15 protein-coding genes and 1 tRNA gene are annotated in these 22225 nt (G+C 55.9%); 10 read left to right on the forward strand and 6 right to left on the reverse strand.

Annotated features, from left to right (window positions below; genetic code table 11):
* Positions 1-2 precede the first annotated feature (2 nt).
* From zwf to K239x_RS15875, 3 genes are all read left to right on the forward strand, one after another.
* Complete coding sequence (gene zwf, locus K239x_RS15865) at positions 3-1457, forward strand: glucose-6-phosphate dehydrogenase (protein WP_145419222.1); 1455 nt, start codon at positions 3-5, stop codon at positions 1455-1457.
* A 549-nt stretch (positions 1458-2006) separates the two neighbouring features.
* Positions 2007-2201 (forward strand): carbon storage regulator CsrA, encoded by a 195-nt coding sequence (gene csrA / locus K239x_RS15870; protein WP_145419223.1) that lies wholly within the window; start codon positions 2007-2009, stop codon positions 2199-2201.
* A 411-nt stretch (positions 2202-2612) separates the two neighbouring features.
* A tRNA-Glu gene (locus tag K239x_RS15875) sits at positions 2613-2685 on the forward strand.
* Between the two features lie 328 nt (positions 2686-3013).
* Here K239x_RS15875 and K239x_RS15880 read toward each other — a convergent pair.
* A complete protein-coding gene (locus K239x_RS15880) occupies positions 3014-5587 on the reverse strand; it encodes a CHASE domain-containing protein (protein ID WP_145419224.1) in 2574 nt (857 codons plus the stop codon).
* Between the two features lie 327 nt (positions 5588-5914).
* Complete coding sequence (locus tag K239x_RS15885) at positions 5915-6358, reverse strand: response regulator (RefSeq protein ID WP_145419225.1); 444 nt, start codon at positions 6356-6358, stop codon at positions 5915-5917.
* A 694-nt stretch (positions 6359-7052) separates the two neighbouring features.
* On the opposite strand from K239x_RS15885, the gene K239x_RS15890 reads away from it, so the two are divergent.
* On the forward strand, positions 7053-7622 hold the full coding sequence (locus K239x_RS15890) for an adenine phosphoribosyltransferase (protein WP_145419226.1): 570 nt from the start codon (positions 7053-7055) through the stop codon (positions 7620-7622).
* An 8-nt stretch (positions 7623-7630) separates the two neighbouring features.
* Here K239x_RS15890 and K239x_RS15895 read toward each other — a convergent pair whose 3' ends face one another.
* Positions 7631-8158 carry a hypothetical protein gene (locus tag K239x_RS15895; RefSeq protein ID WP_145419227.1) on the reverse strand — a complete coding sequence of 176 codons (528 nt, stop codon included), beginning with the start codon at positions 8156-8158 and terminating at the stop codon, positions 7631-7633.
* A 408-nt stretch (positions 8159-8566) separates the two neighbouring features.
* Here K239x_RS15895 and K239x_RS15900 point away from each other — a divergent pair, with 408 nt between their 5' ends.
* The 6 genes from K239x_RS15900 (at position 8567) to K239x_RS15925 (ending at position 19444) form a co-directional block, all read left to right on the forward strand.
* Positions 8567-10648, forward strand: coding sequence for a multiheme c-type cytochrome (locus K239x_RS15900; protein WP_419189021.1), 2082 nt, complete (start codon positions 8567-8569; stop codon positions 10646-10648).
* Positions 10649-10650: 2 nt separating this feature from the next.
* Positions 10651-12897, forward strand: a complete 2247-nt coding sequence (locus K239x_RS15905) for a hypothetical protein (protein WP_145419228.1) — start codon at positions 10651-10653, stop codon at positions 12895-12897.
* Between the two features lie 437 nt (positions 12898-13334).
* On the forward strand, positions 13335-16811 hold the full coding sequence (locus tag K239x_RS15910) for a mechanosensitive ion channel domain-containing protein (protein WP_419189022.1): 3477 nt from the start codon (positions 13335-13337) through the stop codon (positions 16809-16811).
* Between the two features lie 172 nt (positions 16812-16983).
* Entirely contained in the window at positions 16984-17799 is an 816-nt protein-coding gene (locus K239x_RS15915) for a serine/threonine-protein kinase (protein WP_419189023.1), read from the forward strand.
* Positions 17800-17865: 66 nt separating this feature from the next.
* On the forward strand, positions 17866-18681 hold the full coding sequence (locus K239x_RS15920) for a PP2C family protein-serine/threonine phosphatase (RefSeq protein ID WP_145419230.1): 816 nt from the start codon (positions 17866-17868) through the stop codon (positions 18679-18681).
* A gap of 124 nt (positions 18682-18805) precedes the next feature.
* On the forward strand, positions 18806-19444 hold the full coding sequence (locus K239x_RS15925; RefSeq protein WP_145419231.1) for an HD domain-containing protein: 639 nt from the start codon (positions 18806-18808) through the stop codon (positions 19442-19444).
* A gap of 19 nt (positions 19445-19463) precedes the next feature.
* On the opposite strand, the gene K239x_RS15930 is transcribed toward K239x_RS15925, so the two are convergent.
* From K239x_RS15930 to K239x_RS15940, 3 genes are all read right to left on the reverse strand, one after another.
* Positions 19464-20288, reverse strand: coding sequence for a class I SAM-dependent methyltransferase (locus tag K239x_RS15930; RefSeq protein WP_419189024.1), 825 nt, complete (start codon positions 20286-20288; stop codon positions 19464-19466).
* Positions 20288-20980, reverse strand: a complete 693-nt coding sequence (gene deoC, locus K239x_RS15935) for a deoxyribose-phosphate aldolase (RefSeq protein ID WP_419190093.1) — start codon at positions 20978-20980, stop codon at positions 20288-20290. Before deoC ends, K239x_RS15930 begins: the two co-directional genes overlap by 1 nt.
* Positions 20981-21067: 87 nt before the next feature.
* A complete protein-coding gene (locus K239x_RS15940; RefSeq protein WP_145419234.1) occupies positions 21068-22222 on the reverse strand; it encodes a Gfo/Idh/MocA family protein in 1155 nt (384 codons plus the stop codon).
* Positions 22223-22225 lie beyond the last annotated feature (3 nt).

A 22225-nucleotide genomic window follows, 5' to 3' on the forward strand; every position in this document is an offset into this window, starting at 1 on the left:
TGATGGCTCACACGATCGTGATCTTTGGAGCGTCGGGCGACCTGACCAGCCGAAAACTTGTTCCCGCTCTCTATAGTCTTTTCAAGAAAAACCGTTTGCCAGAACAGACTCGCATCGTCGGCGTCTCTCGCAGCCAATTTGAACACCAAGAGTGGCGCGACGCCCTGCGTGAATCGGTCGCTCAGTTCGCCAAAGAACTCTTTGACAACGAGACTTGGGAAGTCTTCAGCCAGCAGGTCTTTTATCAAGCCGGTGACATCAAAGATCTCGAAGATTTTAAAGCACTGGGTAATTTCCTGGACGAGATCGAAGAAGGTGGTAGCGAAGGCCGAGTCTATTACTTGTCCACGATGCCACAGCTGTACGATCCCGCGATCCAGCAGCTTGGTGCCGCCGGGCTGGCGGACGACTCCGACGGATTTCGCCGCGTCATCATCGAAAAACCTTTCGGTACCGATTTGGCCAGTGCCCAGGCGCTGAACAAGTCGATTCATGGTGTGTTTCGCGAAGACCAGATTTATCGCATCGATCATTACCTGGGCAAAGAAACCGTGCAAAACATTTTTGCACTTCGGTTCGCCAACAGCATTTTTGAACCGCTGTGGAATCACCACTATGTCGACCATGTCCAGATCACGGTGGCCGAAGAAGTCGTGATTGGACATCGCGCCGGCTATTACGAACGGTCGGGAATTTTGCGCGACATGTTCCAAAATCATCTTTTGCAACTGATGATGATTACGGCGATGGAACCACCTGCTCGCTACGATTCTGCGATGGTGCGCGACGAGAAAGTCAAAGTGCTGCACAGCGTCCGTAAAATGACCGGCGGCGATTTCGCTTCAAACACCATGCGTGGTCAGTACGAAGGCTACTTGCAAGAAAAGGATGTCCCGGCGGGAAGCCAAACGGCGACCTACGCCGCACTGAAACTTTACTGCGACAACTGGCGTTGGAAGAACGTGCCGTTCTATCTGCGCAGTGGCAAAGGCATGTCGTGTCGCACGACGCAAATTGTGATCCAGTTCAAACAAGTGCCGCACATTCTCTTTGGCGAAAAGACTCGCGAACCGCTTGGCAACCGTTTGGTGATCCAAGTCCAACCGGCCGAAGGAATCCAATTGCACTTCGAAACCAAGGTAGCCGATTCAGAAATGAAAACGCGAACCAGCACACTGGACTTCGATTTCAATGCGGCGACCGGCGGCAGCATGCCCGACGCTTACCAAAGACTGCTGTTGGATTCGATGCTCGGCGATGCCAGTTTGTTTGCACGTAGCGACGAAGTTGAATTGGCTTGGGGAATCATCGATCCCATTATGGCGGCTTGGAACAGTCCCGCCGCGCCGACGCTGTACCCTTACCCGACACAGCTTTGGGGCCCCACCGAATCGACCGACTGGATGGCCAAACAAGGCCGCGAGTGGTTCGACGTATGTCCGGTGCTGTCGAAATAACAAACGACAAACTTGTCGGCTTGCCCTCACGGCTGTCCGGCCTGGCGTGACTTCGCCACCTCTGCCGATCACTTAGCCAAGCCTCGCGAACGAAATTTTGGCCAAAGTTTTGGGTTTCGCTAAATGTCGCGTTGGAATTTGCAGACAAACGGGTTGCCTTTCAAAACCATCGCGTTTTCTGGGCGTTGATCCCCGAGGGGATGCCGGTCCGCCCTCTAGAACGCTCTGCAGTTCGGCCTTTTGCACGGGAAATCGTCAAACTTTTGGGCCGCGTCTCAGTTCGACTCAGAGCATTCGTTTACGTGTGTTAATCGAAAAGATTTTCTGTCAAGAGTAAATTCCTTGACTACGCCTATTTTTGACCTAGAGTTAGACGGTCAGGAAAGACGGATGCCCCTTGTGGGGCTCCGATGACATTAGGACCGGCAAGGAGGGTTTGTCGGTGCGTTTGAAATGACTTAGTTGAAAAGAACTTCAATCACCCAAAGCGCACAGCATCTACTCCCTCAATAGACCGAATCGATTGGCCGGTTAGAAAGGACTGGAAAAATGTTAGTATTATCGAGAAAAAAGAACGAGAGCATCGTCATCAACAACGACATCAAAATCGTCGTTGTCGAAATTCGCGGTGACAAAGTCAGGCTGGGCGTCGAAGCTCCTCGCGAAGTGCCAGTGCACCGTCGCGAAGTCTACGATGCGATCCAACGCAGCCTGGAATCAGGCGACGCTCCGGTAGAATCCTGAGCGATTCGTGGTGCCCTTGATCTCCGATTAAGGCTGTGTTCACCACGGTAGCTCAACAAGACGACAAAAGCCCAGCGATTCCGCTCGGGCTTTTCGTTTGCGCACTCGGCCCCTTTGGGCCCGCGATTTGCCGAAGCATTTGCCGCAGACGATCGGCCAATCGGGCGCTGACAAACGACGGATCCGGTGCGACCGCAAAGCCTGGGGGTGCCACGCCTCCGACCGTTCAAGAACGGAAACTCAGCGATCAATTTTATAACTGCGAACGAACCCTTGACGGATGTCACCGGTCCTGAGTAAAGTTCCCGCATCGATCGCTGATCAGGTGCTGCATTTTTTGCAGCACGATTTGATCAAGCAGGGTCGGTCTAACGACCGAACAAAAAACTAGCGATCGACAAAAGCTAAGACGGCCCCTTCGTCTAGCGGTCTAGGACACTGCCCTTTCACGGCGGCGACACGGGTTCGAGTCCCGTAGGGGTCACTTTTAACTTTCGATCAGAGCACGGGAGATTCGTCTTCCGTGCTTTTTTCGTATCTACGCGGTTCGCAGATTGGCGGCGGACGATTCCGTGACGCTTACTTGGCGTGGCTTGGCATCGGAAGAATTCGACTCAGAGTGTTCTCCAGGATTGGAATGCCGACCGGTCGTCTGAATTTTCTCTGTGCAGCGGCGCGTTTTGGGAAACTTAACTTGCCGCTTTTCCGATGCCTGAAGTCCGAAACGCGACGTCGCCAATCTGTAGAGATGTTCGACACGCCTAACGCGTGCGTTCGGTCGAATGGGCTGCGGGTTGTGCTTGTTGGGAAAGCTACGCGGTGGAATTCGTGATCGGCATTGGAAATTCGACTCTGAAAATCGATCCGCCGCTTGGCGAAGGCTCGACCCAGATGCGGCCGTTTAAGTTGTCGACGATTCTTTTGCAGACCGCCAAACCGATGCCGGTTCCTGAGTACTCGGTTTGAGTATGCAGGCGCTTGAAAATCCCAAACACCGTTTGCCGATAACTTTCATCGATGCCGATGCCATTGTCCTCGACGGTAAATTTCCAGCCCGAATCGGTTGCCGCTCCGCTGACATGAATGATCGGTGCACGGTCGCCGCGATACTTGATGGCGTTGCCGATCAGGTTCTGAAAAAGCTGAGCGAACTGACCCGATGTTGCTTGGACGACCGGCAAGTCATCGACCGTGATCTTAGCGCCGGATTCTTCGATCGCTTCGTAGAGGTTGGCGATCGCGGACTGAACAGCTTGATTGGAATCAACATCGGTGGGATGCCGGTCTTCGGAATCGAGTCGCGAATAGGCCAGCAAGTCTTGAATCAGGGTCCGCATTCGGGTGGCGCCGTCGACGATATACGCGATGTATTGACCGCCATCTTTGGAAACCTGGTCACCGCAATCTTCCTGCAACAATTCACAAAACGAGATTACTTTGCGAAGCGGTTCCTGAAGGTCGTGCGATGCGACGTAAGCAAACTGCGCCAGTTCGTCATTGCTCCGCGCCAGCTGCACGTTCGCTTCTTCTAGTTTCGTTTTGGCTCGTTTGCGTTCGGAGATGTCCGATGCGATTCCAAGGTATCCGGAGATCGTTTGATCCTGAGCACGAATGGCGGTCACTGTCAGTAGTACCGGAACCGTGCTGCCGTTCTTGCGAACGTACGTCCACTCTCTTTGTTCCAGTTCGCCGATGGCGGATTTCGCTACGAATACTTCAAAGCCCGGCAGCACTTCGCGCCCCAGTTCCTCGCACAGTTCCTTGGCTCGATTGACTACCTCATCGGGATCATGAAAAACCCCTGGATTCTGCTTGTTCACCAGTTCTTCTTTTGAATAGCCCAGCATCCGCTCAGCCGCATTGTTGAACGTCACAATCACGCCCTCCAAATCGGTCGCAATGATCGCGGCTCCAGCGGCGTCCAAGATCGCCGATTGCATCTGACGGGTCGCTTCCAGTTCGCTTGAAACATCCTTTCGCTCGGTTACATCTGTGTTCGCACCCAGCATTCGAACGGCGTTGCCTGCATCATCACGAAACACGACCGCTTTGCCGCTTAGGAAGCGAATTGTGCCGTCCGGATGAACGACTCGAAATTCGCAATCAAACGCGCTGTTCCCAGCGAGCGCATCTTGGAGCAAATACTCGGACTTGTCGCGATCATCGGGATGCAGATTTTCCAGCCAGGATTCGTGCGAGTCAGGCAATTCGTTAGGATCACGGCCATACAACGCAAACATCTGCGGGTCCCAATGAAGACTCCCCGAGACTGGATCGTAGTCCCAAATTCCGATGTGGTTGACGCGTGCTGCCAGTTCCAATTTTTCCAAGTCAGCGCCCATCACTTCGGCACGTCCTTCGGCACGACGGGTGTCGCGCGCGATCAACAGCAGCAAGCCAATCAGCAGGCTGTCAATGATGATGCCGCAAATCAGAATCGTCGCTGGCTTGGATGAATCGACTCCCTCTCGAAACGCTTCTGTGCTCCAGACATCAAACTCCCAGGTTCGACCATACAGCGGAATTGCGACCTGATTTTTTAGCAGCGGATCGGGGTCATAGTCTTGATCCGTGTCGACGTGTTCGTCGAACAACACGTCCGCCGAATCGGAGATGCGAATGGCCACCGATCGTCGCTGTTTCTGGAGCACGCCCTGCATCAGAGTGCGAAACACAAACGGCGCGTACACCAGACCAGCGAACTGTTTGTCTGGATTACTTGGATTGATGCTTGGTTTGTAGAACGGGACATAGAACAAGAAGCCCGGCGTTTTCATCGAATCTTGCACCAGCACGATCGGAGCCGTGATTTGCTCGGCTCCGGATTCGCGTGCTTTTCTTGCTGCGGCCAGTCGGCTTGATTCATGAGCGATGTCCAATCCGAGCGCTTGCTGATTTCCGTTCAGCGGATTGATTGACGAAATCGGCCACAGTTCGTCGCCATCATGCCGCGGATGAATCGAAAAGTCGGGATGCTGGCGACGCCGCGATTGGACAAATGCCGCTACCTGGTCCTTTGGAAACGATTTGATGATGCCGATTCCGTTGATCCCGGGATATCTCTTTTCGATCTCAATCGAAGTCGCGAATTTTTCCCAAGCAGCGTAGTCCACTTCGCCGTCGTTGGTGTCGATAAACGCGACGCCCGATCGCAGCGCATCTTCGTACTTGGCCATCCGTTCGATCACCAGCGCGATGACTCGATCGGTTTCGCGGTCGAACTGGGCGGCGATCTTTCCCTTCAACTGGTTCCGAGAAAAGTACCAAGCAAAGAGCGTCAGTCCCAAAGACATGAACACCACGGCCCAGTGAAACCACGGCAGAACGCCTCCGTCACGTTTGCTCTCAGCAGGCCTCGCCGATACGGTCGCTTGATCGGAACTCATCGCTGCCCAATGCTTACATGAAGATCGCCTACATGAAATTCGCCTACGTGAATATCGCTTGACCGGCCCGGATCGGCCAGCATGACACCAGACCGCGCGTTTGTCCGGCAAATCATCTTGGCCCGCGACGATTCAGTCCTTTGGTCGACGTCCCGCAAAACGCTGTGTCTTTGGGTGCAATCAACTTGCCAGACCAGCCTTAGTTCCCTATCCGTCATTGCTAAGCGTCTTTCATGGCTGGATACGTTTCGCTCGTCGGGCCCCTTCAATTCAGGCCGATTCAATTCGGCGCGGATCACTACGGCACGAATCATTTGGGAGGGAAGATCAAGACGCGGCGTCGTCTGATTCAGGCGGATTGATCCTGTCGGCCAACAGTCGCTTGAGCATTTTCAAACACAGCGGCTTTTTTTCGGTCAGCACCTTCGTCGAATATTTTGACACTCGGTCCGCGTCTTCGGGGCTAATCGACGTCGAGAGCAGAACAACGATGGGCGGAGTTTCTGGACCATATTCCAATTCTTGAAACGCGTCCAAAAATGCAAAGCCATCCATGCGGGGCATATTGAGGTCGACAAAGATAATGTCGATCAAGTTCATTTTATCGCAGACATACGTGAGCGCTTCTTCGGCATTCTCGAACACGACGACTTGTTCCACCAACGTGGACTTCTCGATCACGCGTTGGTGCAGGAAGTTGTCCATGTCGTCGTCGTCAATCAAGAGCGCGCGATGGATGACGGCGCTGGATGGTTCAGACAACTGTTTCATGATAGCAACCGCCAATCTCTGTCCTTTGAAAGGTTCGCTAACAATGATGACACGCAAATAGACGTCGATACGATTCCAATTCTTGGCAACCGAGCCGCATGACTCAAATCCGTCACCGTTGCCGTTAGCTTTGTCTAATATACAGATCGTAGCGCCTCAGTGGAGATTGTTGCTGAATCGCACGCCTGAGCCGATCGGGGCTGGCAAAGTCGGTTCGCGAATCAGCGTGAGACAGCTTTTTGCGTCCTCCTACCGCCGACAGTTAAACGGAAACGATCACACTCGTGATTCAACCAACATCTCGTTTTTCACAGTTCCCGCGCACTGACTGTGCAATCGCCTAACCGCCCCTGTTGCCAGTTCCCTTCGCCAACGCCAAATCGAATTTACACGCGGCAGTCGTGTGCCTTCGTGAGAGTGTGTATCGGCGGCGCGTATTACACGCAGGCCCGTGCCATGAACCGGGGCAAGCCACTTTTGCAAACTGGGTCAACTGTAAGCGGAACGGCGCAAACCGTGCGGTGCGTCAAAGTCCTGATGGCTTGTGCGATTTGAAAAACTGGTTCGCCAGGGCGCACCCGCGTCCCTCATTGTCAAATCGAGCGGGAATCGCGTAATATCAAGGACGATAAACAGTGGCATCGCCATTCACTTCAGCGATTTGCTTTCACCGGCGAGAATTGGATTTCACAGCATGACTCAGACCGACACAAAGAATCTTCGACGGCTCGTTCGCGACATTCCGGACTACCCCAAGCCGGGCATTTTGTTTCGCGACATCACTCCTATGTTGGTCGACCCCGAGGCGCTTCACCAAGCCACCGATGCGCTGGCGGCTCCGTTTCTGGGCCAAAAAATTGACATCATCGCGGCGGCGGAAGCTCGCGGATTCATCTTCGCCGCTCCACTTGCGATGAAGTTGGGTGCTGGGTTTGTGCCGATCCGAAAACCCGGCAAATTGCCGTTTGATTTCCACTCGTTCGCTTACGAATTGGAGTACGGTACCGACGAATTGCAAATGCACGTCGATGGCGTCAAACCGGGACAACGAGTCGTTATCGTCGACGATTTGCTGGCGACGGGCGGAACCATGGAAGCGTGCTGTCGCTTGTTAGAAAAATGCGACGCAGAGATTGTCGGATGTTCGTTCTTGATCCACTTGGTTCCGCTGGGAGGAGAAGAACGATTGAGTCCGCACAAGGTTCATTCCGTCTTGCAATACGAACAAGACGACGATGAAACAGAATTGAGCATTCAGAACTGATCGCGAAACTAGCGGCTGAGCGATGTTACTTCGGCATCGGCCGTGTTGATTGCCCAGCGAAAGGCGTCTTGGATGCGATCCGATGTGCCTAGTCTGTCACCGAGTCCCGGCATCGCCATGGCGCAAAAGAGGAGCAGGACGAATCCGGCAAACGCAATTTGCGCGGTGCCTTCGCTTGTCTTTTGACTAGGACGAAGTGACGGCCACCAAGACGATTTGAGCTGCGGAGGCTTGGTCAAGTCTTTTGTCAAAGCCAGTCCGATATTGCGGTAGCCTTTCTCTGCGTCCGAGATTCGTCGCACCTGAACTTGCATGGACGTGCCGTCGTAATTCATGCGAAATTGGCTGCCCAAACGAAGGCGTTTGGCGTAGCGTTTTTTGATCAGCAACGAATATCCGTCAATGGACTTTTCCAGTACGGATGCACGCACGGTGCTTCGCCCGATCTTCAGCTTGGCAGCGCTCTGATCGGCGTCGATTGGACAGCGATAGTATTTGCGCGGCTCGCTGTCGGCGTGTTCTTTGACTGTGTACATCTTCGTACCCTCAGGTTTCTGATCAATTCGTCAATGTGCCCCCGCCTCAGGAAAGGCAGCTTCTTGCAGCCTGCCCGACACAGGTAGTGCTGAACTCTACCCGCTAATAAGGGTGAGGGATTAACGACAACCTAATTCGGCAAAGACTATTTAATCCACACGGTTTAACGCAGCATGCTGTGCTCGTTGTAGGGATTGGCAGGGGGGAGATCCAACGACGCACACGGGTGAGCCACGGGAGGGCCAAATGACAGACGAGGGCACGGGCAAGACCAAGTTGCAGGCAACCGCGACTGCGGATAAGGAAAGATAGGTGAACTGTGCGGGTTGATCGCGTTTGTCGGTGTATGAGGCTTGTAAGATGTCGATGTTCGGGAGTGTGTTTCTCCACTTTCGCCATCGAAGCAAATGACCGCGCCGAACCGAACCCCTTCCACACGCTGGCTGCCAACAAAGCGTTGGCCCGGAACGCACTGGCTTGCATTGCCCCTGGCGATTCTTACTGGCGGCATCGTGTCTGCGCAGCCGCCGGCGAAATCCAACCGCGCGATATCGCCTTACGATTCGCCCGCGTTGTTTTACGAGCAGTTTCATGGAGGCGTTCCGCGTTTTCATGTTGCCAAAGCCAATCCGGATTCGGAAAACGATCTGCTTGGCGGCGATGACCTGCTTAGCGGCGGCGACGATTTACTTGGCGGGGAAATGTCTGGCGGGGATGACCTGCTTGGCGATGATCTGCTTGGCGGTGGAGACGATTTACTCGGTGGTGGTAGCGCCGCGGATCCGCTAGCCAACATCGGTCCCGCTAAAAAGGATCCGGCCAAAGACAAAGACCAGAAAGATCCGCACGAAGCACTCTGGACAGAGAACTGCTACCCGTCAGCCGAAGCGTGTCGTAAATGTCACCCCAGCCAGTACGAAGAATGGCGCGGCAGTGCGCACGCTTATTCCCTGGTGTCGCCGATGTTCAGTCGCTTTGAACAAGCGATGCAGGAATACACGCAGGGCACCGTCGGGCATTTTTGCCAACGCTGCCACTCGCCCGTGGGAACTCAGCTAAAAATCCCCCGTGCGGCTAGTCTGCTGGAAGCGCCTCCTGTGGTGCGTGAAGGCGTCACCTGCATTGCTTGCCACCGAGTCAACGAACACTATTGGCGTGGTAGCAATGGTGACCGTCGCATCGAACCGGGCGACATCCATCAACCGGTCCGAGGAAGCAGTGATGGGCAGGGAGTCGCTGAAGCGATTGCCAATGCGGAACGGCTGAAATTGAAGCTTTCGCCCCACGACAAAGGTCTGGGCCAACCGATGCACAACGGGGCTCATTTCTTTGAGCCGCTGACCAACAGCGACGTTTGCGTGTCGTGTCACCAAGTCGCCGTCCACCCGGGTATCGATCTGGAAGTCGTCCACGCTCAGTATCGCAGCGGGCCAGCCGCCAAACGTGGCATCACCTGCCAGCAGTGTCACATGGGTGCCGTCCCAGGCAAACCAAACGGTTACGAAGAGGCCCACATCGCTGAGATCAGCGGCAAGCCGTACGGGGTTCCCAAACGCAAATCCAATCATAATTTTTGGGGACCGAACTACTCGATTGCGCACCCCGGCATTTTCCCGCACAACCCGGACGCCAAACGATACACGCCGCGGCAGTGGTTGGACTTTGACTACCGCGCTGGCTGGGGCAAACCGGAATTCGAACGCAATGTCCCCAAAAGCATGTCGTTTCCCAAACCGTGGGACACCGTGGATGACCGGATCGACGGTCGCAAAATCGTCGACGCGAACCTTGCCAAAGCTCAAGAAAAACGCGTCAGCGCAATCGAGACTTACAAAGCCGGCTTGGACGTTGGCGATCCGATTTTTTACCGCCGACCTTCGGTGGGCCGTGGCATGAAAGTCGGCTTCAAAGTCAGCAACATCAGCGACGGGCACAACATGCCGACCGGATCCTTGGGAGCACAGCCGCAACTGTGGCTAAACGTCGTGCTTATCAATCCGGATGGCAAACGCGTTTGGGAAAGCGGCTACCTGGATCAAAGTGGCGATTTGGCAGACATGAATTCCCGCGAAGTCGCGTTGGGACGAATCGCTCGCGACAAAGACTTGTTCAATTTGCAAACCAAATTCTTGATCAACAATGGTCTCCGCGGCACCGATCGCGAAGTCGCGTTGCCGGTGAACTTCAGTGTTGACCAGCTGGCGTTTTTGCGGCCCGGTGCGGTGCCCGTCAGCGTACTGAATCATCCGCCGCTGATCCGCATGGAGGCTCACTCGATCGCTCCATTGGATCACCGAATTGCCAAGTACAACATTCCTGCAACGGCATTTACCAAAGCAGGGCCGTACCGTTTGAGTGTGCGAATGCGAAACCGGATCGAACCGATCTACTTTATGAGACAAATCAAATCGACCCCGGACATGATTCGTCGGATGAATGAAGGCATCCTGACACTTAGCCCCAGCAGCCACACGTTCTGGGTCAAATAGTCATGAATACAAACCACACTACCAATCGCAAACGCGCCGGGCTCTTTCGATTGATCGCCACCGCTGGCCAACGTCGCACGTTGCTGGCCTGCTTTGCGGTCGCGATCGCAGGAACTTCTGTGCTGGTCGCCGATCAACCGCTTTTGACGGGGCCTCTGGGAACGAACGCTGCGTCGATCAATCCGTTCACAGCGGAGCAAGTCGATCCCAATTTGCCAACCACGGTTGCGCCCAACATGGCGACGCCCAAGACGCCGTTCGAGCCCGCGGCGTTTGATAAATCGATCCGAACGTCGCTAATGCAAATCGGCGACACATCACGTTCGGCTCCGCAAACGCATACGCCGTCGGTTCCCGAAACACAATACGATCGCCAACGATTCGATCAATCCATCAACGTCTCGCTGCAAAGACTGAATGACTTAAGCCAATCGGCCGCAACTCAGTCAGCCGCAACTCTTTCGGCTCCCGAAAACGCGTCTGCAGACACACCGTCCAATCCCGCAGCCGCCACGCCTGGCGTTCAACTTGGTCCCGATGTCTCCCTCGGCGGGACAATGGCGTCGACGTCCTTGCCATCGCAAGATTCGGCCGCCCCAATCGCCGGACTCATTCAGCGTCCCACCGGGTCCGTTAATGCCAGCGCGATGCGGGAAATGCCCATCGACGCAATGCAATCGACTCGATCGTATCTATCCGGAGCACAGCCGTCGGCCAGCGGCGTCCCCAATCTGCTGAACGATGACATTTTGGGTCGTGGCCTTGAAAACGATGGCCCGATCAGCAGTGCTTTTGCAAACACACACGCGCCGTCAGTGCTCGCCGGCGGCTCCCTTGCGACGCAGAGCACTAGCGGAAAACCGAATTCAGCAAACTGCCAACCGGGGCAATACCACCGCGAAGATTTTTCGCCCACGCCTATCGACGCGGCATCGACGTATCACGATGGGCAACGCGAAGCCTGGGTGTACGACGCCAAACGCGACGTGCCGACGCAGCGTCCGTTGATCGAATGGCCGCGCGAATGGTACGGCAGCGGCATTACACCCAAAGGACTGAACTTCTTTGGCGCAAAAAACCTGGTTCGCCCCAAACTGTATCTGTATGGCGACTACCGGACCGGGATCATTTCGGGCCGCAATGCCAAAGGCCGCACGGACAACTGGGCTCACCGCTTGAATCTGGACTTGGACTACCAACTCACCGACACCGAACGCTTTCACACGTTCGTCGGACCGCTTGATAACAACAACCAGTTCACGCGTTTTCAGCTCGTCGATGGCGACGTCCAATTCCGCGAAGAAATCAATTTCACGCCGGTGACAGGTTTCTTCGAAGGCGACCTGGGCGTGATGATGGGCGCGACGCATGGTCGAACGTCGCCGTTCGAGCTGCCCATCACGATGGGATTGATTCCGCTGCTTTTCCAAAATGGAATCTGGATGGAAGACGCTCTGACGGGAGCGGCCTTCGCTTTGCCGGCGCGCCACAGTCAGCTGCTGAACATCTCCAACATGGACTGGACGTTCTTTGCCGGCGTGGACCAACTCAACAGCCCTGCGTTTGACAGCGACAGTGCCGCTCAAGTTTTCGGCACCGCCTTGTTCATCGAAGCGTATGGCGGGTACATCGAAACCGGCTACGCCTACCTGAATGATCGCAACAACGACGCCCGCGACTATCACAACGCCACGGTCAGCTTTACCAAACGCTACTTCGATCGCATCAGCAACAGTGTCCGCGTCATTGTTAACGCTGGCCAAGACGGTGCCAAAGACAACCGCACGGCCGACGGAGCTTTGCTGTTAGTCGAAAACAGTTGGATCACCTCCACCCCGCTCACCGTGGTGCCGTACGCCAACTTCTTTGTCGGTTGGGATCGCCCACAATCGGTGGCCCGCGCTGCGGCGTCAGGCGGCATTCTGCGCAACTCCGGCATCAACTTCGATACCGACGGCGTCAACGGGTTTGCATCGTTGGACGCGACCGGTAGCGACAGTGCTGGCGGTGCCATCGGCGTGGACCTGATCGGCGACGATCTGGACAAGCAACTGGTGATCGAAGCCGCCTACCAAACGCCTCACGGAAGCGGTAACCCGAACCTTCCCGATGATCAGTTTGCGATCGGATCTCGTTTCCAAGTCAACTTGTCCCACGCGACGCTTCTGCGTTTCGATGTGATGCACGGCTGGCGTCGCGGCCTGGTAGACGTCTATGGAACCCGGATGGAGTACCGCTGGAAATTCTAGTTTCAGCGGCACCCACAGCGTCGTCGCGGACAAAGCGACTTCGGTTCGCTATCAATGCATTCGCGGTCTCTAGCCAGTCTCCCAAAAGTCTACCCGCAGGCAAAATCTCGGCCGCCTAATCTTGGCCGCTCAATCTCGAATGCCCAATTGCGATCGCCCCATTTCGACCGCATTGGGGCGGATGCTATCAAGCCGAGGCGGCTTCTCTTTGCTCTGGCTGACGCGGGCAAAGGCCAAATACTGGTTCCAGGCGAGCGCCGGAGAATATCACGCGTGAAAAATCGGCCTTCTTCGGCTGTGAAACCCCGATAGGTGTGGTGCAAAACGCGAGATTTTCGTATTTCTCGCCCATCTATTCTGCCGCGACCACGTTTGCTCGGGTGCTTTGCCACCGCGATTCGAACGTGGCACAGGTTCATTTTTCAGGGAAGCGGTCAATGATGACCCAACGTCTCCAGCCGTGTTTCGTGTTGTTGATAACGCTCGCGATCGGCGTGCTGATTCAGTCTGGCAATCACAGTTCTGCGCAGGGGTATTCGCAGGGACACCCGCAAGGTGTGATCGTTCACGGCGCCACTCAACCGATGACCTATCCGTCTCAGAGCATCCCGACCAACGCAATTTCGACCAACGGCATTCCGATCACGGGGTATCCGACCGGATCGACCGTGATCTATCCACCGGTCAATCATCTAAACGCCAACAACTTGAGTGGTAGTAACTTAACTACCACTCAAACCCTGCCGTCCAACTCCAGCGCCATCCCCGTCCAACCGGGTTACTCGCCGACACGCGTCGCGACGCTTCCCACGCCTACCTTGCAGCAAAGCCCATCCCGTCAAGGCAGCCGATGGAATAACGACTCGCCTAACCGTTCATCCAGCACCGCCACGCCCCAGCGACTCCCCCAGGGCGACCGCTCAGGTGCACGGTCCAATGACAACGCATGGGCCAATACGGTTTCGTCGATCACCGGGACCAACACCTCATCCTCCAACGGCCTCGCAAACGGATCAAGTCCATCACGCGACACACGTGGCAACTCCACGCGACTTGCCAGTTCGCGCACCAGCTATGCCAGCGGCGCCTACCAGGCCACCGCCACCAACAGTGCTCGACTTGGGTCGGGCCGCCAGCAAGAAACGATGTGGCGCACCGACACGGCCGACACCGTGTATCGACGCGAAAACATCCAGTCGACGCGACTAGCCGCCCAGCAGCATCGACGGATGGCCGAAACGGCTGTGCCTGTCGAAGCCGATCGTATGATCGAAAACGCGAACTTGGCTCAGCAGTGGGCTGATCTTGCCGAACGATACCTGACGTTGTCCGACCGCGTGGCGGATGCGCGAGCCAAATTTTCCAGCACGTCGCGTGATTACGAAGACGTTCACGCCAAACTGGAACACTACGGGCTGACGTCCACCGTCGGCATGCTCCTGCGAAACAAGAAGGAACAACTCAATTCTTGGCAAGTCAGCGATTCGCAATCCTTGTTCATCGCCCAGGAACTTGCTCATTCGCGTCAGAGCCAGCTTGAATTGGAACTGAATCGCTACGAAGTATCGGATATCGCCGCCGAACGAAATCGGTTAGTCGACGCGGCGGGATACGACGTTGGTGACACCAAACATCACCTGCTCGTCTCACGCGTCGGAAGTCTCCTGACCGAACGAAGCCAATGGATCGGCGACTTGGAACGCGGCTACGAAGACTACCAGAACAAACTGGGGGAATTGGATTCGGTCACCACCGCATCGACAACCTTGGCGACCGACTACCGCACGCTGATCAACCGACACATCACTTGGATACGCAGCGACGACGCGATCGGTGTCCAAGACATTCGTGATCTCAGGGGCGGTACCGCGGCATTATTCGATTCGGGTCGCAGCGCCGATTTTGGTCCCACGCTTTCCAGCAAACTAAACGCCAACACCGCCGGTGGCATGCTGCTGGTCGCCGGCATCGTCGCGTTGCTGCTGGTGCGATGGCGTGCCAAGGCCTGGTTGCTGGGCATCGGCAAACGAACTCGGATGCGAGAATCTTCGTCCGGAGCATGCAAAGCCGTCGCCAGCATCCTGACGATCGTCGTCGCACTCGCTTTTCCGGCAGTCCTGTACTGCATCGCAAGGTGGTTGGGCACCGGCATCGTGTCGGAATCAACTTTGTTCGCATCCAAAGCATTTTACGCTGCCAGTTTGGTCCTGCTGTTGGTTGAACTCGGCCGTCAAACCCTTCGCAGTCACGGTATCTTGGACAAACATGTCGACGTCCAAATCCCGGGCAACAATCGCGCCGTCAATTTCCTGACGATCCTTGGCTTTGGTTTGGCCGTTGCGGCTTACACCATCACGCTGATGAGCCAAGTCGATCACGGCATGTGGCGTGCATCGGTCGCACGATTCGGATTTATCTTCGCGATGTTGGTCGTCGCCACTTTGGCACACTACGCGCTTCGTCCGACCGGCGGATTGTTGGAACCGTTGATCAAAAAGTTCGGCGGCAGCGTGATCTACCAAGTTCGCTGGGTGCTGTACTTGGCCGGCATCGCGTTTCCGCTGGCAATGATCGGACTGTCCATCGCCGGCTATGGTTTTACAGCCAATGAACTGACTCGCCGTGCCATCATCACCCTAATCGCCGTTTTGATGGCCGCCACACTCTGGTCGGGACTGAAGATTCTGGCCGCGGGCGCCTGGAATCGCTTGACCGGCGTCGTCACACCCAAGGTCGAACGTGACGAATACGGCGTCATCGAAACATCCGGCGGACACGTCAGCGGCACGCTGGCCGAACACTCGTTGGAACTCAAACACCATCTCGCTTTCCTTTGCCAATGCGGATTGGTTCTCGGCGCAGTCGTCTGCCTCGGTTGGCTTTGGGTCGACGTGTTCCCCAACGTCCAAATGGGCAACCCGGTTGTCTGGACGGTCGAAGATTCCGTGACACGAGCATCGGTCGACGCCAACGGACAGTCCTTTACCGAAACCGTTCAAGAAACCAAATCGGTCACCGCGCTACACGTACTGCTGTCCGCCGCGACTTTCTGGGTCGCATTCCAGTTGGCAAAACTACTGCCCGCTCTCTTTGACGCATTGGTTCTCCAGCGGGTTTCGTTTGACGAAGGCATGGAACATTTTTCGCTGGTGCTGGGACGCGGGCTGCTGTTTGGAATCGGCTGTCTGATCGCCTGCAAATTGCTGGGTGTGCGCTGGCAAGTGATTCAGTGGTTGGCGGTGGGCTTAACGATCGGTCTGGGCTTCGGTTTACAAGACATGGTGCGGAATCTCTTTGGTGGCCTGATCGTGTTGTTTGAAAAACCCGCGCGTCTGGGCGATTTGATTTCGGTGGGCAACGTGACCGGACGCGTGTCGGCACAGAAGCTGCGAACAACCGTGCTGTCGGACGATGAAGGACGCGAAGTCATTGTACCGAACAAGAATTTTGTCAGCGAAGACGTCACCAACTGGATGGGTGCAGGCCGTTTGCAAGTCATCCCGATTGAGGTTGCGGTGACACGCGATGAGCGGCCGGCGGACCTATGTCGGTCACTGCAAGAATTGGCGATCGAACAGGAACACGTGTTGATCTCGCCCGCGCCCCAAGCCACCCTAGTTTGCGTTGGAAAACGATCACAGCGGATCGAAGTCCGAGCGTGGGTCGAAGAAGATCGCGACGCCGATCGACTTCGCGAACACCTACTTCAAGTCACCACGACGTTCTTGAAAGACAAAAACTGGTGGGTAAAGAATCAGCCCACTCAACGACGCACTCCTGATCCAAGGGGCACGCGTTCAAGTGACCTAACGGGCGATCTAACCGGTGACATGTCCGACGAAGCTTTCGATGCTTTGTCCGACGACGTCTTTGGCGAATCACGTCCACGACGCCGCCGCAAGCGATCGGCTTAGTTCACAACCGCGACCATCCCCGCAGTGCTGGATCGTCATTTTATCCAGCGAGTGCCTTGGCGTTTGTCCTGAGGCCGCCAACGCTGCATTTAGGTACTTGGCGAACGCTTGCTTTACGCTATCTTTCTGCAGATTGTGTCTCTGCGCCTTGTTCTCTCAGGCTTGCCCTGCCGTGGCTGCCACCAAAACTCTTGCTCCCCTCCGCGTTCGCTCTCGGCTTGGCAAATATCGCCTGGATCGCCGGATTGGCGAAGGAGGTTTTGCGACCGTTTTCGCTGCGACCGATACACTGCTGGGAATCAAAGTCGCACTGAAGATCCCGCACGCCGACGCAGTGACGCCTGCGTTGATCGCGGAATTTCGACGTGAAGCTCGGCTGACGATGCAGCTGGATCACCCCAACATCCTGCCGATTCGTGACGCCAGCATTATCGACGGCTACTTTGCGATCGTCAGTCCGCTGGCCAAAGAAACGCTGGACGATCGAATCAAGAGACGGATCAAATTCGAAACGGCGTTTGATATTTTGACGCAGCTCTTTGCGGCCGCCGCTTATGCACACGATTCGAACGTGATCCACTGCGACATCAAACCCGAAAACGTCTTGTTGTTTGACGACAACCGTGTTCGGCTAGGTGACTTCGGGATCGCCAAAGCCGCGATGGCGACGGTCAGTGGCGCGGGCACAGGCACCGTCGGGTTCATGTCGCCCGATCAAGCGATGGGGCGTCCGTCTAAACGTTCGGATGTGTTTTCGATGGGGTTGATTGCCTACCGAATGTTTGCAGGCGTTTGGCCCGAGTATCCGTTCGAGTGGCCGATGGCTGGCGTGGCCCCGCTGCGACGACGCGCCCATCCCGACCTAATCGCTCTGATCCGCAAATCCATCGCATTCGCACCGCGTCACAGGTATCGCGATGCGCCCCAGATGCTGAAAGATTGGGAAAAGACGCGTCTGAAAGCCATTCGATTTTCCAGACGCCGGTAAGGACAGGCCTATAATCGATTGGTTATTGCCATTTTTGCTTTCTCGCTCTCGCTCGGGCTCAGTCACATGGCTGTCGCATCCTCCACTTCATCGCAGCGTCTTTACCACGAATCCGACATGGCTTCGCCCGAGCTCTTGTCGTTGACCGATGCCAAAGTCGCGGTGCTATGCCGGCGCTGTCCTGGCAAGGAAGAACCCAATGATGATAGCGCCGCGGTCGTGCAGACGGTTTCCGGAGCCATCGTGTTGGTGGTGGCGGATGGCGTCGGAGGCAGCCCGCTGGGTTACAAAGCTTCCGCGATCGCGACCGAGTGTGTGATCGAGAACGTTGCCAAATCCGCCGCAGGCGATGACCTGCGACCTGCCATCCTGGACGGCATCGAACGCGCAAACGTAGAAATCCTGGACTTGGGTGTCGGTGCAGCAACGACATTGTCCGTGGTCGAAATCAACGGCGACTCCGCGCGAGCCTATCAAGTCGGCGATTCGATGGCGATGTTCCTGGGTGGACGTGGCGCGGTCAAATGGAGATCGACGCCGCATTCTCCTGTAGGCTACGCGGTCGAATCGGGCATGATGGACGAAACCGAAGCGATGTACCACGAAGAGCGCCACTACGTTTCCAACTTGGTCGGAACGCGTTCCATGCACATCGAAATCGGGCCGCCCAAATCGCTCGCCCCACGCGACACAGTGATCGTCGGCAGCGACGGATTGTTTGACAATTTGCACTTGGACGAAATCGTTGCGATGGGCCGCAGCGGATCTCTGCTGGATCGAATGAACCAACTGTCCGACAAAGCGGCCGTCCGAATGAACAACGTCGAAGCCGACCAGCCGGGCAAACCCGATGACCTGACCGTCATCATGCTGACTCGCTAAGCTGCCATGCTGAGCTAAGCTGCCGTGCTAAATTGCCGTCATTTGAATGACCACAAATTGACGCATCCATGACCTCAGCGCCCTGGCTGAAATGCCATTCCCCGCACCGCGACCCCCACCCAGCATGACGCTTCCCACCGACGCCCCCTCCATCGTCTCGCAGGTCCAGGCGATCGTTCGCAAACGAATGGCCGGGCAACAAGCAGGTCACGGGTTCGATCATGTGGCTCGCGTTCTCCAGTCCGCTCGCGAGATCTGTCAGTCCACCGAAGCCAACATCTTTGTCGTCGAACTGGCCGCCCTGCTGCACGACGTAGGGGACGCAAAATTTCACGACGGCGTCGAACGCAGTGCGCAGTTTTCCCGCGAGATCCTTGCTGAATTCGATATCGATGCGGCGACGGTCGAACAAATTGCGTTCATCGTCGACAACATCTCGTTTCGCAAAGGTGTCGACGCCAGCGAACTTTGTCTGGAAGGAAAAATCGTGCAAGATGCCGATCGTTTGGACGCCTTGGGCGCGATCGGGATCGTGCGAACGATCGAGTACGGAGCTGCCGTCGGGCAACCGTTTTATCTTCGCGATCCCGGCGACGCCAAAACTGGCATCGGTCACTTCGACGACAAACTGTTCAAACTAAAAGGCCTCCTGAACACGGACGCTGCGATCGCAATGGCCGATCAACGCGAAACATTTATGCGGCAGTTCGTTGCCCAATTCCTTGAAGAACAGGGCGTTCCTAAAACCAGCTCCCCGAATTAGCTCGTCCCGCCGCTGCAGATCAACGATTCCGTCGGTCAGCTGGCAGTGACAACAGATCGCAGTGGGGAACGGTCAAAACAAGTTCGTCTGCATCAATCTGATCCATGCGATTGCTAATCCAACGATCAATCCCAATCGCCGGGGACATGCCGCGGACTCTGCGTCCAATCGACTTCACCAGGAAACGCTGCAAGTCGGCATCGGCGGCTGTCAATCGCCAGCTGCTATCCGCAATTGTGATTTCGTTACCTTGCCCTCGAAGTCGATCGGCCAAATACGGGGCCGCTCCGACACCAATCGACGGACCAAATCCGTGGTCGCTTGTCTGATGAATAGCCAATTGATCGCCAATCGTCGCATCAAGCGGATCCGTGGGCAAAAACTGAAGCGGACCACTCGCGGTCATCGCCGCCAGAAACGGCTTTGACGCCAATCGCGTCGCCAGGCGATCCAACCAAGAAACCGACGTCATGTCCAAGAATGCCGACGTGGTCACGGCGATCGCCGAGTCAATCGGCACCGCACGGAGCTGATCGGCCAAATTGAGTTCGATGAATTCGCAGTTTGCGTGCGCCGATTGTTCTCGGGCCAGATCAATGACTCTGGAATCGTTGTCAAATCCAACCCAACTGGTGTCAACTTTTTGCAGCGGCTGCAGGAACCGCAAATTGGTTCCCGTACCGCAAGCTAAATCAATGACGGCGCCATCGCTGCGCAGCTGCTCTTGCCAATACGTAACCCACTGCTCCGCCAATGCGACGCTTCGTGACCGAGCGTCGTATTGTGCACGAAGCGACAGCCAATCGCTTGGCTCGCGGCCGCTAGGTTGGGATTCCGTCGACACTAATAGCCTGAATCGTTCGACGCGGTGATTTCGATCGCGGGCAGGCCCAATCGCTTACGAGCTTCGCCCATCATTTCCGATGTGCGGCTGGCACCGCAGCGCGTCACGCCCAACGCTTTGACCGCCAGCAGTGCATCCAGATCGCGCACTCCGCCTGCCGCTTTGACTTGCACCTGATCGCCCGCGTGCTTGCGCATCAGCTTCAAATCTTCGTGCGTGGCTCCGCCGGTCCCGTACCCCGTCGACGTCTTGACCCAGTCCGCGTTGACTTCCGTGCAGATCTCGCACAGCCGGATTTTTTGCTCGTCGTTTAGATAGCAGTTTTCAAAAATCACTTTCACCTTCTGGCCCGCCGCATGAGCGACTTCGACCACCGCTGCGAGGTCTTGTTTGACGTAGTCCCAATCGCCCGAAAGCACTTGCGAAATATTGACCACCATGTCCAATTCTTCGCAGCCATCAGCGATCGCCCGTTCGGCTTCGGCACGTTTGATTTCGGTCGTGTGACCGCCATGCGGAAACCCGATCGTGGTCGAAGCACGGACGTCGGTGCCCTTTAGCATTTCGGCACAGCGTTTCAGGTGATAGGGCAGAATGCAAACGCTGGCGACGTCAAACGCTTTGGCAAGTTCGACGCCCGCTTCCAAATCCGACACGTTCAGCGTCGGGTTCAAGAGCGAATGGTCGATCATTTTAGAAACATCGCGATAAGTAAAATCAGACACGGATAGCCTTCGGTTGGAGCTTGATTGAGTTATTTATATGGTCGCCGATTCAGATTACTCCGACACGTCGATCCATTTTCGCTGACGATGACTTTCTAAGATCGCTTCACACAGCAAAACTTCGCGGTGCCCGTCTTGGAACGTCGGAAATGGTCGCGGAGCACCAAAATCGCCCGCCGCGATGTAGCCGTAAAACGATCGGAACAGTTGCTTGAACGTGTCGGGAAACCCTTCAGCATGCCCGCCCGGATAGCTGGCAATCGACGCTGCCGAACCCGTCATCAGTGCGGGATCGCGGATCAACGTTTCGTTGGCACGATCACGATGCCCGATCCAAAGCGAATTGGGTTGTTCAGTGTTCATCGCGATCGTTTGCTTTGATCCGGCGATTTCAAACCGCAAGCAGTTCTTTCGGCCCGCGGTTGTCTGGGAAACATGAAGCGATCCGCGAGCGCCATCGGAAAACTGCAACAAGATGCTGCCGGCGTCTTCTGTCGCGATCGCAACGTCTTGCGTGTCACCTTGATCGCCACCTGAAAACGTCGTGGTCTCACCGACCGGTTTCTTGCGAACCGGATACACGGTCTGCAGATCCGCGCAAACGGAGACCACTTTTTGCCCGGTGATGAACTGCACCAGATCCAGCCAGTGAGTCCCGATGTCGGCGACCGCGCGAAGCTCTCCGCCGTCTTTGGCCATCACTCGCCAATTGAAATCCGTCTCCTTGAGCAACCAGTCTTGCACGTACGATCCTGTAACGTGCAACGTCGTGCCAAAGTCTTTGCTCGCGACGCGATCGGCGGCTTCGTGACAAAGCGGGTAAAACCGAATGTTGTATGCAACTCCGGCAACACAGCTGGACGCTTCGCTTAGTTGGACCAATTCGCTGGTTTCGCGCGAATTCATCGCCAGCGGTTTTTCGCACAAAACATGTTTGCCGGATCGCAGGACCGCTGCAGCTTGTTCAAAGTGATAGCGGTTGGGCGATGTCAGATGCACCGCATCGACGGCGCCGTCGGCCAGCACGTCGTCAAGCGATCCATATCCGGTCGCAACCCCAAGTGCGTCAGCCGAACGCTGGGACTTTTCTTTCGACGACCCCAGAATCCCGGCCACATGGATTCCCGCGCGACGCAGGGCTTCGACGTGCACCGGCCCGATGAAACCGGTACCGACGACGACGGCGGTAAGTGTTCTATGCTGTGTCATCGT

It is taken from the genome of Stieleria marina, from assembly GCA_007741555.1.
Taxonomy (GTDB): Bacteria; Planctomycetota; Planctomycetia; order Pirellulales; family Pirellulaceae; genus K23-9.